Annotated in this window: 15 protein-coding genes; 13 read left to right on the top strand and 2 right to left on the bottom strand. The window is 36.5% G+C overall.

Annotation, left to right across the window (positions count from 1 at the left end):
* Nucleotides 1-36: 36 nt before the first annotated feature.
* From secY to KKH39_04760, 10 genes are all read left to right on the top strand, one after another.
* On the top strand, nt 37-1,314 hold the full coding sequence (gene secY / locus KKH39_04805) for a preprotein translocase subunit SecY (protein ID MBU1203331.1): 1,278 nt from the start codon (nt 37-39) through the stop codon (nt 1,312-1,314).
* A 118-nt stretch (nt 1,315-1,432) separates the two neighbouring features.
* Entirely contained in the window at nt 1,433-2,095 is a 663-nt protein-coding gene (locus KKH39_04800) for a nucleoside monophosphate kinase (GenBank protein ID MBU1203330.1), read from the top strand.
* Nucleotides 2,073-2,819 (top strand): type I methionyl aminopeptidase, encoded by a 747-nt coding sequence (gene map / locus KKH39_04795; protein MBU1203329.1) that lies wholly within the window; start codon nt 2,073-2,075, stop codon nt 2,817-2,819. Before KKH39_04800 ends, map begins: the two co-directional genes overlap by 23 nt.
* Nucleotides 2,820-2,823: 4 nt before the next feature.
* On the top strand, nt 2,824-3,210 hold the full coding sequence (gene ruvX / locus KKH39_04790; protein ID MBU1203328.1) for a Holliday junction resolvase RuvX: 387 nt from the start codon (nt 2,824-2,826) through the stop codon (nt 3,208-3,210).
* A complete protein-coding gene (locus KKH39_04785; protein ID MBU1203327.1) occupies nt 3,200-4,264 on the top strand; it encodes an undecaprenyl/decaprenyl-phosphate alpha-N-acetylglucosaminyl 1-phosphate transferase in 1,065 nt (354 codons plus the stop codon). Before ruvX ends, KKH39_04785 begins: the two co-directional genes overlap by 11 nt.
* Nucleotides 4,251-4,706: a DUF192 domain-containing protein gene (locus tag KKH39_04780; GenBank protein MBU1203326.1), complete on the top strand. Its 456-nt coding sequence runs from the start codon at nt 4,251-4,253 to the stop codon at nt 4,704-4,706. The genes KKH39_04785 and KKH39_04780 overlap by 14 nt, the downstream gene beginning before the upstream one ends.
* 130 nt (nt 4,707-4,836) lie before the next feature.
* Nucleotides 4,837-5,154 carry a hypothetical protein gene (locus KKH39_04775; GenBank protein MBU1203325.1) on the top strand — a complete coding sequence of 106 codons (318 nt, stop codon included), beginning with the start codon at nt 4,837-4,839 and terminating at the stop codon, nt 5,152-5,154.
* A 33-nt stretch (nt 5,155-5,187) separates the two neighbouring features.
* On the top strand, nt 5,188-5,622 hold the full coding sequence (locus tag KKH39_04770) for a hypothetical protein (GenBank protein MBU1203324.1): 435 nt from the start codon (nt 5,188-5,190) through the stop codon (nt 5,620-5,622).
* The gene (locus tag KKH39_04765) at nt 5,615-6,337 is read left to right on the top strand and encodes a hypothetical protein (GenBank protein MBU1203323.1); all 723 of its coding nucleotides are present in this window, start codon (nt 5,615-5,617) and stop codon (nt 6,335-6,337) included. The genes KKH39_04770 and KKH39_04765 overlap by 8 nt, the downstream gene beginning before the upstream one ends.
* A 7-nt stretch (nt 6,338-6,344) precedes the next feature.
* The gene (locus KKH39_04760; GenBank protein MBU1203322.1) at nt 6,345-7,430 is read left to right on the top strand and encodes a S1C family serine protease; all 1,086 of its coding nucleotides are present in this window, start codon (nt 6,345-6,347) and stop codon (nt 7,428-7,430) included.
* A gap of 44 nt (nt 7,431-7,474) precedes the next feature.
* Here the strand turns inward: KKH39_04760 and KKH39_04755 are convergent, their stop codons facing one another.
* A complete protein-coding gene (locus tag KKH39_04755; GenBank protein MBU1203321.1) occupies nt 7,475-8,296 on the bottom strand; it encodes an EamA family transporter in 822 nt (273 codons plus the stop codon).
* 57 nt (nt 8,297-8,353) lie between these two features.
* The gene (locus KKH39_04750) at nt 8,354-8,665 is read right to left on the bottom strand and encodes a hypothetical protein (protein MBU1203320.1); all 312 of its coding nucleotides are present in this window, start codon (nt 8,663-8,665) and stop codon (nt 8,354-8,356) included.
* A 442-nt stretch (nt 8,666-9,107) separates the two neighbouring features.
* On the opposite strand from KKH39_04750, the gene KKH39_04745 reads away from it, so the two are divergent.
* The 3 genes from KKH39_04745 (at nt 9,108) to KKH39_04735 (ending at nt 15,267) form a co-directional block, all read left to right on the top strand.
* The gene (locus KKH39_04745) at nt 9,108-9,668 is read left to right on the top strand and encodes an RNA polymerase sigma factor (protein ID MBU1203319.1); all 561 of its coding nucleotides are present in this window, start codon (nt 9,108-9,110) and stop codon (nt 9,666-9,668) included.
* 198 nt (nt 9,669-9,866) lie between these two features.
* Nucleotides 9,867-11,240, top strand: a complete 1,374-nt coding sequence (locus tag KKH39_04740; GenBank protein ID MBU1203318.1) for a hypothetical protein — start codon at nt 9,867-9,869, stop codon at nt 11,238-11,240.
* A 415-nt stretch (nt 11,241-11,655) separates the two neighbouring features.
* On the top strand, nt 11,656-15,267 hold the full coding sequence (locus tag KKH39_04735; protein ID MBU1203317.1) for a hypothetical protein: 3,612 nt from the start codon (nt 11,656-11,658) through the stop codon (nt 15,265-15,267).
* Nucleotides 15,268-15,325: the final 58 nt, after the last annotated feature.

The raw sequence follows: 15,325 nt of genomic DNA, 5'->3' as shown, positions 1-15,325 counted from the left end.
TTGAAACTTTCTAACTTTAAACTTTAAACTAAAAATATGTTAGCTAAACTACAACAAATTTGGAAGGCCAAAGATGTCAGAAACAGTATTTTTTATGTTTTAGCCCTGTTGGTTGTTTTTAGAATTGCTGCTCATATTCCTGTGCCTGGTATTAATGCCAGTGATTTGGAGCAGTATTTCCAGGGCAATCAGGTTTTGGGTATGCTTGATTTGTTTTCAGGCGGTGCCATGCAGAATTTTTCTGTAGTTATGCTTGGGGTTGGTCCTTATATTACGGCCTCAATTATATTTCAGCTTCTGGTTATGATTGTACCAAAATTAGAAGCTATCCAAAAAGAAGGAGAAGCCGGATCACAAAAAATAAACCAATGGACAAGGATGCTTACTATACCTTTGGCTGCTATACAGGGTTATTCATTTATTAGACTTATTTCCAACCAGACTCAGGGCAGACTTTTGGCAGATATTACTGCTTTTCAATTGATAACTACTATAATTATTATTACGGCTGGCACTATATTTTTGATGTGGTTAGGTGAGCTTATTACTGAACGTCATATTGGTAATGGCATATCACTGATTATTTTTGCTGGTATTGTGAGTAGCTTACCGCAGTCCATCAGGAATACTTTTATTGCCTTTGACAATACCATGGTATTAAGTTTATTGGTTTTTGTTATTATCTCTTTGATAACCATTGCCGCTATTGTTATTATTACTGAAGGTACTAGAAATATCCCAGTGTCTTATGCTAGACACGTGGTCGGTCAGAGAAATGTGGGAGGAGTAAATACTCATTTACCACTTCGCGTAAACCAAGCCGGAGTCATCCCAATCATTTTTGCTATTTCAGTTATTATATTTCCGCCAATGGTTGCTCAATTTTTTGAGAGATCACAGGTTGCTTGGATAGCCAGCTCTTCTCTATGGATAAAAGATTTGTTTGCCAATGGTCTTTTTTATGGAGTGTTCTATTTTATAATGGTTGTATTATTTACTTTCTTTTATACTTCAGTAATATTCAAACCAACTCAGATTGCAGAAAATTTGCAGAAACAGGGAGGTTTTATACCGGGCATTCGTCCAGGACGTTATACTTCTGATTATTTAAACTCTGTCATGTTGAAGATTGTTTTGGCTGGGGCTATATTTTTGGGTCTGATAGCTATACTTCCTTTGATTGTCGGACCTTTGACCGGCATTGCCACTTTGTCTATCGGCGGCACTAGCTTGTTGATTACAGTCGCTGTAGTTATTGAGACAGTAAAACAAATTGATGCTCAATTGGTAATGAGAGATTACGAAGGATTTTAAAAATAGTATAAAACAACCTTCGAGGTTAGATTAACCTCGAAGGTTGTTTTTTTATTAGGACTTTGCTTTAGAAGCCTTTATTTGTTATAATTTTGGTTGGTAAAGGTAAAATAAATATATGGAAAAGAACTTAAAAAAAATAGTTTTAATGGGTCCTCAGGCTTCCGGAAAAAGCACCCAAACCAAAGTAATTACTGATTTTTTGGGTGTTCCAGCTATTTCAACTAGTCAGGTCTTGCGTGATGTGGTAGAAAAGGGTAGTGAAATGGGCAAAAAAATAGAAGTTATTATGGACAGAGGAGACCTGGTCCCTGATGAACATGTCATCAATCTAGTTTTAGGTCAGCTTAATGCACCGAGTTGTTTACGTGGTTTTTTGCTGGATGGTTTTCCTAGAAATTTGGTTCAAGCCAAAGCTCTGGATGATAGTTGTGGTGTAGATATGGTTTTTAGTATTGATATATCCGATAATGAAGCAATCCGTCGTATTTCGGGCAGGCGTATTTGCCGTGAAGGTCATGTATTTCATACTGAATACAAACCTTCTAGTCAAGGTGATATTTGTGATATTTGTCAGGGAGAATTATTTCAAAGAGAAGATGATAAAGAAGATGTAGTCAAAAAAAGATTGGCAATTTATCGTGACCAGACAGAGCAGCTTTTGGCTTATTATTCCAAACAAGGTAAACTAAAAGTTTTTGATGGTGAAAAGCCAATTGAAATGTTATCTCAAGATATATTAAACTATTTGAAAAAATATGTTGGATCAGAAAAGTCCTGAAGAAATAAAAATTCTTCGTCAGGGCGGAAAAATACTAGGAGATATATTAAGACAGTTGGCCAGAGAAACTAAAGTTGGTCAGACTGGCAAAAATTTGAATAAACTGGCCGAGGACTTGATCCACAAAGCCGGTGGTATTCCGGCTTTTAAAAATTATCATGGTTTTCCGGCTGCTTTGTGTGTTTCTGTAAACAGTACAGTAGTCCACGGTATTCCAAATGACACACCTTTTGCAGAAGGAGATTTGGTAGGTTTGGATATTGGTATGAAATATAGAAATTTATATACTGATACAGCTTTGACTGTCGGAGTAGCTAGGGTCAGTCCGGAATCAGAAAGACTTTTATTTGCTACCAAAAAAGCACTGGACATTGGTATAGAGCAGGTAAAGGTAGGTGGCTATATTTCCGATATTGGTAAAGCGATTGAAAAATTTATAAAGCCATATGGATATGGTATAGTGCGAGATTTGGCGGGACATGGTGTCGGTCGTGAGATTCATGAAGACCCGACAGTTCCCAATTTTAATCCTGGTAGAAAAACAGAAAAAATGTTTGCAGGTTTGGTCATTGCTATTGAACCAATGATTATATTGGGAGGAGATGGTCAGGTTACTACTCACCCAAATAGATGGGATGTTGTATCAAAAGATAAAACTATGACTGCCCATTTTGAGCACACAGTAGCTGTGACCAAAGACGGGCCTATTATTATTACCGAATGATATAATGCAAAAAAGACTTTTGGGCATTGACTATGGAGATAAGAGATTAGGTCTGGCGCTTGCTGATGAGCTGGGGCCAGCCTTGCCTTTTAAGATTCTAGAAAATAGCCAAAATATTTTGCAAAATATAAAAGATATTATCAAGGCAGAAAATATAGATATAGTGGTAGTTGGTTTGCCACATAGCTTGTCGGGGCAGCACAACGACAGATTGGAGATTACTCAAAATTTTGTTGATACTTTAAGAAATGATTTGGATATTCCTGTGGAAACAATTGATGAGCAGATGACTTCCAAGCTATATGAGAGGATGGGAGTCAAAAAAGATATAGATAAGCATTCGGCTACAGCTATACTTGATACTTATTTATCCAAAAATAATGCCAGTTAATATTGAAAAATTTTTTTTCGTTTTCTTTTTATCTTTTGTGCTATCTTTTATATTTTCCAGACTGTTTATATTTTTAGCCAATAGATTTAATATTTTAGATAGGCCACATTTGGAAAGAAAGATACATCAAAAACCCATACCTCTTTTGGGAGGTATGGCTGTTTATATAGCTTTTGTTTTGACTGTTTTGATTTTATGGCAAAAAGGCCAGCTTCTAGATCCTCGTATGGACATGAATTTAGTCTGGATTTTCCTTATTTCAGGCCTTATTTTGGCTCTAGGAGGCTTTTTGGATGATAAGATGTCTCTACCACCCTATATTAGTATTTTGGGGCCTATTTTGGCTTGTTTATTGATAGTGCTGGCTGGCTTAAAAATTGCCTATATTACCAATCCAGCTGGTGGGATTTTATATTTGGAGTATATATTTCCTTTGGATTTTATACCTATTGTTCTGACATTTATCTGGCTTTTGGGTATTACTTATACGACCAAGCTTTTAGACGGTATAGATGGTCTGGCGTCAAGTATTGGTCTGATAGCCAGTTTAGTAATTTTTATTGTTAGTCTTTCTTGGGATGTAGTCGGCTCTACTACTTCTATATTGTCTTTGGCTTTGGGCGGATCTATTTTTGGATTTTTGATTTTCAATTGGCATCCAGCCAAAATATTTTTGGGGGAAGGCGGTAGTACTTTTATAGGCTTTGCTTTGGGAGTTTTATCTATAATATCGGGCAGCAAAATTGCTACTGCACTTTTAGTCATGGGTTTGCCAGTTTTGGATATCTTTTGGGTTATTATTAGAAGGCTAAAAAGAAAACAAGCAATTTGGCAGGGTGATCAAGATCATTTACATTTTCGTTTACTTAGATCTGGATTTTCTCAAAAGCAGGTAGTTTTATTTTTTATAGTAGTTAGTCTCTGTTTTGGTTTGATATCAATTGTCTTTACTACCAAAGCAAAAATAGGAGCTTTGTTTATGATATTGGCTCTTATGTTTATATTATCAAGCTGGTTAAATTATAAATTGAATGGAGCTGATGAAAAAAATTAGTATTTTGTGGTTTTTGTTTATCTTTTTTGTGGTTGGTATATACTATTGGTCTGATTCTGATAAGTCAGAAGAAAATTTGCCCAAAGCTTATATAGCCGGCCAAGCCTTTGATCTGGAGATTGCCAGCGACAATCAAAGTCGCCGATTGGGTCTAGCTGGGCGTGATTTTTTGGCCGACAATCAGGCAATGCTATTTATCTTTCCGGAAAAAAGCAAACCAGCATTTTGGATGAAAGGCATGAAATTTGATATTGATCTTTTATGGATTGATAATCAGACAATTGTAGATTATGAAAAAAATATGCCGGCGGTGGCCAATGATTTTGAACTCAGGAGATATTATCCGGTTTTAGAAGTAGACAAGGTTATGGAGTTACCAGCTGGAACCATAGATTCTTTAGGAATAAAAAAAGGTGATATTATTAAATTTTCACCCCGTTAAATAAATTTAAATTTTAGTTATATTATTATGTATTTATATATAAAAAATAAAAATTATATTAATAAAATATTTGTTTAATTTAAATTTAATATTAAGCTAATGGCTTAATATTATTTAACGGGGTAAATATATGACCAAAGATCGTTGGAAGGAGTTAAAAATACAAATAAGACAAACTTTTGGTTTTGAAAATGAATATCAGGAGGATTTGGCTCCTGGTACAGTAGAGGTTATTGAATTTTCAGGTCCAAGCGGAAAAATGATGGTCAAATTTGTAACTCGGCCAAAAGTGTTGGATAAAAAAACCAGCTATTCCAACCGACCGGGTTCAGCTATTACAGTTGATTATGTATATTCTGAAGATGAATTTGTTTCTCATTTGGAAATATACCAGTGGCAGGAGTCATCAGAGTCTTGGGACAAGCTAAATAATGAGTCTTTATTTTAAAAACCTGACAAGGTATAATAAGGGTACGAAATTATGAAATTTTCAAAAACAAAAAAAGTTTTTATATTATTTTTATTTTTTATGGCCGCTGGGCTGATTATTGTTTTAGTTACGCACGAAAGTGGACAAGTTTTTAACAATAAAATAGAAAATTTGCCGCCTTTGGTTTCAGTTGAGGATTATGCAGAGCATATCAGACCGTGGTTGACCAGAATATCGCAAGATCCATCTTTGGAGAATATTTCTCAGACCAAGCAGGATCTTTTGGATTTTCGCTCAAACAACAAAGATATCGGTCAGGTGCATATCAAATTATTTTTGGCTATAGACGCTTGGGAGAATTATCTTTTGACTAATCAGGTGCAGATGAAGACTTTGGCGCAAGAAAATTTATTGGAGATATCAACTGCTTTGCCACAGTTGTCAGTAGAAATAGAAAATCTAAGAAATATTTTATCAAATGTTTAGATATTTAGCACCATTTTTTAGTCCGCTAGTAATCTTATTTACTTTTTGGTTGTTTTTTAAAAATCAAGATGGTATTTGGTGGTTTGTTGCGATTTCATGTTTGTCTATATTATTTGTCGGACGTATATTGGCTAGGTCTAGATTTTTTAATTTTAAATTGTTGTGGCTAAATCTACTGGTGGCTTATATTTCTCAGTTTTTGTTTTTAATTATTTTAGATTCAGATGCTTTACGTTATGTTTTATCTTTTATCTTATCTGCGGCCTGGCTTCTGGTGTGGCATATTTTAAAAAAATATTTTAGAGATATAAAAGATATACAAAGTAGGGAGTATTTAGCTGTCAACAAATTTTTCTATTATTTATCTTTCTGGTTTTTGTCCGCCAGTCTTTATTCGCTGATAATTTTTGTAAATTTTCCAGCTCTTTATGCTTTGGTAGTTGTATTTTTGGCGTCATTTTTTTGGTCTCTGGAGATTATAAGGACCAGAGAAGATTTTAATTGGTATTATGCTTTTTTTGCTGCCTTTTTGTCAGCTCAGCTGAGCTTTGCTTTATATTTTGCCCCACTTAGTTTTTATGTGACCGGCACTATTGCAACTTTGTGGTTTTTCTTTATAATAGATAACACAGCCAATCAATTGAAGTATTTTAAGCTATATTTGGGCTTATTTATGCTGTCAGTGACACTTTTATTAATTACTTCGCTAAGATAATTTAAGTATGGAAGAGAAAACAAAGCATTTTGAAAGGCCTACTACCAATCGTCCGCCATCTTTATTTAATCTGACTTTTTGGGCAGTTTTTGTGGGATTAATAGCTGGTTTTGGTGGTTATTTGGTGGCCAATTATTTTTTACCAGCAAATTCTGTCAATTATTTTAATTCATCAAATACGCCAACTGATATAAAAATCAATTTGGAGCAACCGTTGACCAATTTTGCCAAAAAACAATCAGCCAACGTAGCTGGAGTGTATAAGGCAGTCCAGCCAATTGCCGCTGTTGGTGAGCCGGTTTTTTCCCAAGCTGATTTTTTGGGTTCAGCGATAGTGGTGACTTCTGACGGCTGGTTGATGACTACCAACCAAGTAGTCAAAAACAGCCAAGCTAAAGTGGTCTTAGGAGATAGGATTTACGATATTGTTGATCTAAAAGAAGATAAATTTTCGGGAGTCGTTTTTATAAAGATTGATGGCAATCTGCTTAGTCCGGTCAATTTTCAGTTTACAGATGACGCCAAGGTAGGGGAAACACTTTTTAGTAATATAGATATACCAACTAGTATTGATCACGCTTTTTATGTCAGTACTTTAAGTAGTAATCATTTTATTTTAAATAAATACTTGTCTACTGACTCAATAGATTATTATCTAAAAATAGCTGATTCAAAAGCTAGTATGGGGGCACCTTATTTTAATATGAATGGAGAGCTTTTGGGCTTGGTATATAAAATAGGTGAAGATTCTTTGCTTATTCCAGCCGAATATCTAAAACAGGCTATCAAAAATTTGCTAAATGGTACAGAAAGAGTGATAGCGGGTATTAGCTATTTGGATATGGAAAACAACAGCGGTTTTAATAGAAAAGGGGTTTTGATATATAATCCTGGGCAAACTGCCTTGACCTATAATCTACCAGGTCAAAAAGCCGGTCTAAAAGTAAATGATCAGCTAGTAGCCGTCAATAATGATATTATTACAAGTACCAGGAGCCTGACTTCTATATTACAAAATTATCGCCCTGGGGATCAGGTGATAATTAAAGTATTGCGGGATAATCAAGAAATAGATATTAATCTTAGTTTATAATAAAAAAAACAACCCGACGGGTTATACGTCGGGTTGTTTTTTGTTTAGCCAATTCTAATAAATATAATTGCTAAAATAGCCAGAAATAATAAACTTATTTTGTATTTGGTGAGTTTTTCTTTAAAAAAGAAATAGCCAATAATTGATCCACCAAATATATAAAAAGAATGTATAGAATATACTAGTGTGAAGGGGCCTTTTGCTAAGGCATGCATAATAGCCCAATTTCCAAAAAAGGCCGGTATTGATATCATTAACCCTGATTTGTATGACCTAGAAAATATTTTTTTTGCCCAAGATTTTCGGTGGTACATTATATTGGCTAGCAATAAGAATAAACTGGCAAATAAAAATTGGTATATTATCAAAATTTTTATATCAATGACATGGTCTACGGCAATTTTTTGGACTACCTTGGAAAATACTGATAGAAAAATCATCACTAGACCAAATTTTAGAGTTCCTCGGGAATATTTTGCTCCTCTACTGCTAAATAGGAAAAAATACAGAGTGACTATGGCAATACTAATGCCTAGACCCTGTAGTATAGAAATTTTTTCTGCAAAGACCAAAAGTCCAAAGGCAACTACAAAAATCATACTGAGGATAGTGTTTATAGGAAAAAGGGTGTTTATTTCTATTCGAGACAAAAGATATATCTGAATTGCAGTAAGGGTGGCAAAGCTACAGCCCCAGAGTAGAGCAAAAAATAAAATTTCTGGGTTTACGCTAAAGGCTAATTTATTGAATATCATAATAGCCCATAAAAAAATAAAGCCCATCATCCAAAATGTAGTAGCTAGTCGGCTTTGATTTTTATACGTAGGGAGTTTGTAAAGCCCTGTCATACCGCTAAATAGCAGCATTGAGCTAATTGAATATATAAACCATTCCATAAATAATATTATATCAAAAAAATTGTACTAGGGCGATAGTTTTTCGGGCTTATCTTTTTTATTTTGTTTAGTCAGAGCCAGTTTAGGATTGGGGCTAAATTTTTTATTGGACATTTTCCATTTATCTATATATTGACCAATACCTTCTTTGGCTAGTTGGTTTTTGCGTCTGGTAGATTTTTGAGACCATTCTACCAGAGAAATAAAATTAAGCTTGTAGCGACCATTGACTACAATGTAGCGAAGCTCTTCATTTTTGATAGTTTGTCGGATGGTTTTGGAGGAAACCCCAAAGAGTCGGGCGGCCACAGATACAGATATACGAATTATATTTTCCATATCTTTAGCTTATTAATAAGCTTATTAATACAATTTAAGTATACACTATTCTACACCTTTTATCAAAAATGTGGATAAGTTTGGATTATCTAAACTGTAAATAAAACTATAAATAAGTCGGTAGTCTTGTAAGGAGAAAGACAATTTTACTAGGTGTGGATAACTATTTTTAGAGTAAAAAGTTACTAAAATCTAGAGTCAATGATTTTATCAGAAAAAGCCTGAATATATTGATTTTATACCTTTACAGTAGGTATAAAAAGTGTTATAATCGGTGGGATTTGATCTAAATTTTTACTAAAGCTCAAGTAAAATCAAGCGCGATAATTATTAAGTTACAGCTTATTTTTGCTAATATTAGCCAATAAATAAAGCTAGCAAAATCCAAAATTATCAAGCCTCGGCTTGGTGTAATATTTTGGCTATTTTTGCGTCTATATCTATGAAGACATTACGTAGTAGTTTACAAGAAAAAATAGCTTTTTTAAGGCTCAAATCTGGTGACTCAGAGGCTTTCGGTTTTTTTTACGATAAATACGTAAAAAACATATATAGATTTATCTATATAAAGGTAACTAATAGACAGTTGGCTGAAGATTTGACTCAAGAGGTTTTCCTTAAAGTCTGGCAACATTTGGTAGATAAAAAAAATATCAAAAGTTTTCAGGCCTTTATATTCAGAATAGCTCGTAATTCAGTAGTTGATCATTATAGAGCATCTAATAGTCAAGAATTACCCCTAGAATATATTAGTGAATTAGCTGATATGAGCAAAAGTATCACCACTGAAGTTGACAAATCCATTGATGCTGCTGTCCTACTCCAAGAGATTCGCAAGCTAAAACCTGAATATCAAGAAGTCTTGATATTAAGATATATAGAAGATCTTTCCATTGATGATATATCTGATGTAATGCAGAAAGACAAAAATAATATCAGGGTGACACTACATCGGGCTCTAAACAAGCTAAAGCAAATTATCCAAGAAAAAAATAATCGCTAACCTCTTCTCGTCATTCTCGCGCAAGCGGGAAACTAAAAGTTTGTAGATTCCGGAGCGAGTCCGGAATGACAAGGAGTGCATAAAATAATCGCTAACCTCTTCTCGTCATTCTCGCGCAAGCGGGAAACTAAAAGTTTGTAGATTCCGGAGCGAGTCCGGAATGACAAGGAGTGAATAAAATAATCGCGCATAAAAACTATGAGTTTAACTAAAAAAATCTCCCACATTAGAAATCTCAAGTCCATTCAACCGGATAAGAGATGGGAGTCCACAACCAAATTTGATCTGTTGTCAGAAATAGCTTCTCAAAACAGACTGATGCAGGCACAAAAGCTGGACCGCAAGGAAAAGCTGGATTTGTTTGCTTCCAGACTTTTAAATAAGTTGGCTCCTTCTTTTAGTAGAGCGGTAGCGGTTTTTTTGATCATAGTGATGGGTACAGGTGTTAGCTACACTGCTCAGGCTTCTGTGCCAGGTCAGGCTTTTTGGCCAATCAAGAGATCTATAGAAAAAGCCGAAATTACTTTGACTTTTAGTCCAATCAAAGAAACTGAAATCTATATCAAACATATTAATGAGCGTTTGAATGAAATTGATAAAATATTGGGCTCTGAAAATAGCACTCCAGAAAAACAAGAAAAAGCTATCAAACAAGCTGTGATTCATTTTACCAAAGATGTGGTAGCAGTTGATAGCTCACTAAAAATAGCCAAAGAAGAAAAAAAACCTCTAGAAGTAGTGGAATTGGTAAAAAAAGTCACTGATGCTAGTAAAGAAGTTGATAACAATCTAAAAAAGAAAAAAGAAGTTGCCTCAGCTGACCAAAATATTTCCGATGCTCTCAATAGTGCACAAGCAGCCAATAAGGTGTCCAAAGACAAAGCGGTTGCTCTAGCTCTGGAAGTTCACGAAGAAGTATTGGCCGCTAGTCATGCTGAGCAGGACAAGACTGATGTTGAAAATAATATAAACAATGAGACTACTACCAGTGAATTTGTTGGCAACACCAATCATAATACTACCAGTGAAAAAGATGCTGAATCAGTCAAAAATTTAGTCAAAGGAATAATTGCTTCAGAAATAGATGAAACTAGCCAAGAAGTTGATACTGTAAAGCAAATGGCTGAGGTAGCCGGAGCTGAAGATGGCTCCACTTTGAAAAAAGAAAATATGGCTGTCAATCAAGCTAGTGGTGAGCTGGAAAGGCTAGATATTAATAATTCAGAAGAAGTAGCTTTGATACTTGATGAGGCCAAAGCTTTGCTAGAAGATGGATTTTTGCGCAATGCTTATGAAATGATTGCTCAAATAAAAGAAGAATATCAAAGAGCAGAAGTGGTATTAAAAGAAATTGAGGATGCCATAAATAATAATAATATCTTGGGAGCAGATTTACTTGAAACAAGTGATGACAACACATCTAGTACAGATGAAAATGACTCAGAGACTGAAACCAAATCAGATGATGTGCCTCAAACTCCGGAGATAAATACTGATTTGCAAGCCTCGGCTATAAAGGTAGATCCACTTTTGGATCCCAAACAGGCTGTGACTGATAACGAACTTTACTAATTCAATATTAATAATTAACAAAGCTTAGGCTTAGTCGAGTCCGAGCTAAATAACTTACATAAACCCTATATTTGCCTGTGTCCACGTAGGACGCGTCGCGATAGGTTGTGGGTATCAGATTTTTTAAAACAGAAGTTTGATATCCCTAACTTATCGCTAATCGCGCGCGAATTAGGGTTTGTATCCCATAAGCGTACGTACGCTTATTGGGAAATTTAATTAGTGTTCCTAGATAATTTATTTTTTCCAGTTTGATTTGTAGGCCTATTACTTTAGTTGACCAGAAAGGTCGGCATGGCACATGCCGTGGGCGCTAAAGTCAATGGTTTTAGCCCGCTGATATATCGCGTACAGAGGGTGTCTATAATTCAACGGTTAAGATGGTATCTAGAGAACTTTTAAAAGGAGAAAACAAATGAGCTTAGTAAAAAAATTATTGGTGTTTTCTTTAGTGGTTACCACTGTCCTATGGTCCCTTGGTGGATTAACCGTAAAGGCAGAAGGTAACTATGGAGCAGGCTCACTGCTTGCTCTAGAAGGAGTTTCAGGTGCTGCTGTTTACTACATTGGTTCAGACGGCATGAAATATGTCTTCCCAGATCAGAAGACATACTACACTTGGTACGCAAACTTTGACGATGTTGTCAGAGTTCCAGTTTCAGAATTGGATATGTATCAAGATGGTGGTGCTGTTACCTATAGACCAGGTACTAAACTAATCACCCACTCTAATACAGCTAAAATTTACGCAGTAAGTCCAGGCGGAGTACTACACTGGATTCCAACTGCTGAAGTAGCTGAAACACTATACGGTGCAACTTGGTATACAAGAGTTTTGGATGCTATTCCAGGCTACTTTTCATCAAGCTACACTTCAGGTTCTGACTTATCAAACACCTATCCAGATGGTACATTGCTCAAAATGGGCAGTGACTACTATTATGTAGAAGGTGGAATGGTCAGACCATTTGCTGACGGAGATGCTTTTGAAGCCAATGGCTTCGTATACAGCAATGCTGTCACAGTATCAAGCGTATCAGGTTATTCAACTGGTGAATCTATCACCGGTGAAGAAGCCGCTTTGTCAGGCTATATGCCAGGCGAAACATCACAACCTCCAGTAGTTATTGGTGGTGACGTAAGTGTTGCTTTGTACAACACCCCAGGAGCTAGTCAGATTTTATCTGATAGTACAGCCAATGAATATCCACAAGCTTTAATTCCATTTACAACAGTAAAATTTACTGCTGGATCTGAAGCTTCACAAGTAAACACTCTTAAGTTTACTCGTACTGGAATTGCTTCTGATGCTGACTTAGGCACTTTGTATCTATATGAAGGTGATACTCGTTTAGCTGAGTACACTTCATTCAGTGATAAAGTAGTTACTTTCAGTAATTCAGCCGGTCTATTTACAGTGCCTGCTGGTTCAAGTAAAGTTATTACTTTGAAGGGTGATTTGGCCAGAGGCTCTACTTCTGTAGTAGCTGGCAAAACCATTGCTTTTGGTCTTAATAGCGCTTCAGATGTAGTTACTGCCGGTGGTGCTATTAATGGTAGTTTTCCATTGACAGGTAATGTCATGGAAACAACCGCTGTAGCTGACCTAGGTCATGTACATGCTACATCTTATAAAACTTATCCAACAACTGTTAAAGCCGACGAAGCCAATAGAGAGCTTTGGAGGATGAATTTGACAGCTACTGATCAGGATATGGAAATAAGTCGCATCAGAATGACTATGGTGGGCACTATTGCTTCTACTGATATTCAAAATTTGAAGTTAGAAGTAGCTGGTGTTCAAGTTGGTAGTACAGTTGAAATTGGCGCTGACAACTCAGTTGTCTTTGACTTATCTGGTGATCCATTAACAATCACTTCAGGTCAAACTAAAGTTTTGATTTTACGTGGTGATATGATGGGCGGTGCTGGTCGCACCTTTAAATTCACTATTCAGAAATCATCAGACGTTTCAGTCTATGACACTGAATATGGTGTATTTAATACCTTCACAATCACTGGCACTATTACTGCCTTTGGTGTAGTACAACCAACCACAGGTTCTGGTACCACTATTGATAGTGGAACCATTACTGTTGGTCTGGCCACTGACTCGCCATCAGGCAACATTGCTGATGCTGCCAGTGGAGTTACACTTGCCAAATACAGCTTTTATGCTGCTGGCGAGGATGTAAAGGTTGAGAGCTTAACAATTGATTGTTATAGTTCTGATGCTGTTAGTTATTTAGACAATGTAAAATTGTTATTGGATGGTTCACAGATCGGTACTACTGACTCCACTTTGAAGTGCGATGACGGTACTGATTCAACCACCTATAGTTTTGGTAATACTTTTGTAGTACCAAATGGTGAGTATAAATATGTTACTGTAGTAGCTGATACCAGCGATTCTACAGTTGGCGTAAATGATACTTATAGGATCGACTTGCAAGCTGGTTCATCCAATGCTGTTGGTCAGTCAACTTTGACTTCTTTGAGCACCACTGCTCAAGCTGGCCGTCTATTGACTGTCAAATCAGGTACAGTCTCTGTAGCTGAAAATACAGCCTTTGGTGACAAGAGCTCAAGCAATCCAACTGGTGTAGCTGGTGCTACTGGAGCAAAGATTGCTTCATTCACCATCACCGCTGGTTCTGGTGAAGCTGTTGATGTCACTCAAATTGCTATGTTGGATGCTTCAGCTGTTTCTCAAATGGGAGACAACTTCCAAAACTTGAAGTTGATGCATAGCAGCACTCAATTGGGTACAACCATTGGTAATTTGAATGCCGGTGGTACAGCCACTTCATATTCATTCTCACCAAGCCCAGCTGTCAGAATCGCTTCTGGCGAACAATATGTAGTTGATGTTTATGCTGACATTAAATCATCAGTCCAAGACTCGGCTACAGTTTTGAGTCCAGTCATCATAGTGGATTCTATCACAGCTACTGGTGTTAACACCTCTGCTGATGCTAGCTATTCAACTGATACAAATTTGCAAAATGGTTATATTGCCGCTGCTGGTAATTTGACCATTACTGCTGATCCAGATACAGCCATTGCCCAGCAATTGGTCATGGGTGCTACTGGTTATGAAGTAGCCAAGTTTAGATTGACCGCCGATGCTTCAGAAGCTGTCAATATTACTGAATTGGTAATCAGCGACAATGTTTCTGATGCTGCTACTGGTACTTTGAAGAACCTAAAACTTTATGTTGGTGGTGAGCAGGTTGGTAATACTGTGCAGTTAGACACTACCAGTGCTACATCTACTTATGTTCATGCCACATTTAGTAGTTTGGATATCAATATCCCAGTTTCTTCTACTGTTATAGTTACTGTGAAAGCTGACGTTTCACCATATAGCGACGGTGCGGTTTCTGCTTCCACACACACTTTGGCTATTTTGGCCAACTACAGTAGTGGCAATGAGGGCGTCACAGCCTTCGGCGTTGGTTCTGGTACTGAGTTAACTGGTGGTACTTTGGACTTCTCAGCTTCTCCAGATGCTGATGTCACTACTAACCAAATGACAGTATACAGAACCAAACTAACAGCTACCTTTGCCTCTGATTCTCCATCAGGTGCAAGCACAGGTGGTACTGGTAAAACAGTAGCCAAGTTTGTAGTAACAAATAGTTCTAACGTAGGAGCTTATTCAGCCACTATAGAGACTATGAATGTTGGTATGGATCAGACTGGTATTTCAATCCCAGCTGCTACTACCCGAGCTTTGACTATCTATAAAGACAGTCTAGCCACTACAGCTTTAGCTACAACCAATTTTGGTGGTGGATCTAATCAAAACTTTAGTGATACAGGCATTAGCACTTTCATTGATGTTGAGATTACTGCTGGTGCTTCTAAGACCTTCTGGGTAACCTTAGACACCAACGACGCTGCTTCAACTGATAGCTTGTCTATTAGTTTAGAAGCTGGCGATGTTATATGGACTGATGGTGTGACTTCTTCAATCACTACTGTCAATTCATTACCTCTAACACCTTATACTTTGACTTACTAATTTTAGCCAAGTTTTAGTATCTAGGTTGCTAGATAAAAGCCCCGCCCTCTTACGAGGG

It is taken from the genome of Patescibacteria group bacterium (genome assembly GCA_018819405.1).
In the GTDB taxonomy this organism is placed as follows: Bacteria; Patescibacteriota; Patescibacteriia; order UBA1558; family GWA2-36-10; genus XYD1-37-29.
The sequence above is the reverse complement of the archived record's forward strand: the minus strand, read 5'-3'. Positions and strand labels throughout refer to the sequence as shown.

What these genes read in the sequence shown, in the direction of transcription:
- secY (MBU1203331.1), top strand. Translation starts at nt 37, where the DNA reads ATGTTAGCTAAACTACAACAAATTTGGAAGGCCAAAGATGTCAGAAAC.
- KKH39_04800 (MBU1203330.1), top strand. Translation starts at nt 1,433, where the DNA reads ATGGAAAAGAACTTAAAAAAAATAGTTTTAATGGGTCCTCAGGCTTCC.
- map (MBU1203329.1), top strand. Translation starts at nt 2,073, where the DNA reads ATGTTGGATCAGAAAAGTCCTGAAGAAATAAAAATTCTTCGTCAGGGC.
- ruvX (MBU1203328.1), top strand. Translation starts at nt 2,824, where the DNA reads ATGCAAAAAAGACTTTTGGGCATTGACTATGGAGATAAGAGATTAGGT.
- KKH39_04785 (MBU1203327.1), top strand. Translation starts at nt 3,200, where the DNA reads ATGCCAGTTAATATTGAAAAATTTTTTTTCGTTTTCTTTTTATCTTTT.
- KKH39_04780 (MBU1203326.1), top strand. Translation starts at nt 4,251, where the DNA reads ATGAAAAAAATTAGTATTTTGTGGTTTTTGTTTATCTTTTTTGTGGTT.
- KKH39_04775 (MBU1203325.1), top strand. Translation starts at nt 4,837, where the DNA reads ATGACCAAAGATCGTTGGAAGGAGTTAAAAATACAAATAAGACAAACT.
- KKH39_04770 (MBU1203324.1), top strand. Translation starts at nt 5,188, where the DNA reads ATGAAATTTTCAAAAACAAAAAAAGTTTTTATATTATTTTTATTTTTT.
- KKH39_04765 (MBU1203323.1), top strand. Translation starts at nt 5,615, where the DNA reads ATGTTTAGATATTTAGCACCATTTTTTAGTCCGCTAGTAATCTTATTT.
- KKH39_04760 (MBU1203322.1), top strand. Translation starts at nt 6,345, where the DNA reads ATGGAAGAGAAAACAAAGCATTTTGAAAGGCCTACTACCAATCGTCCG.
- KKH39_04755 (MBU1203321.1), bottom strand. Translation starts at nt 8,296, where the DNA reads ATGCTGCTATTTAGCGGTATGACAGGGCTTTACAAACTCCCTACGTAT.
- KKH39_04750 (MBU1203320.1), bottom strand. Translation starts at nt 8,665, where the DNA reads ATGGAAAATATAATTCGTATATCTGTATCTGTGGCCGCCCGACTCTTT.
- KKH39_04745 (MBU1203319.1), top strand. Translation starts at nt 9,108, where the DNA reads ATGAAGACATTACGTAGTAGTTTACAAGAAAAAATAGCTTTTTTAAGG.
- KKH39_04740 (MBU1203318.1), top strand. Translation starts at nt 9,867, where the DNA reads ATGAGTTTAACTAAAAAAATCTCCCACATTAGAAATCTCAAGTCCATT.
- KKH39_04735 (MBU1203317.1), top strand. Translation starts at nt 11,656, where the DNA reads ATGAGCTTAGTAAAAAAATTATTGGTGTTTTCTTTAGTGGTTACCACT.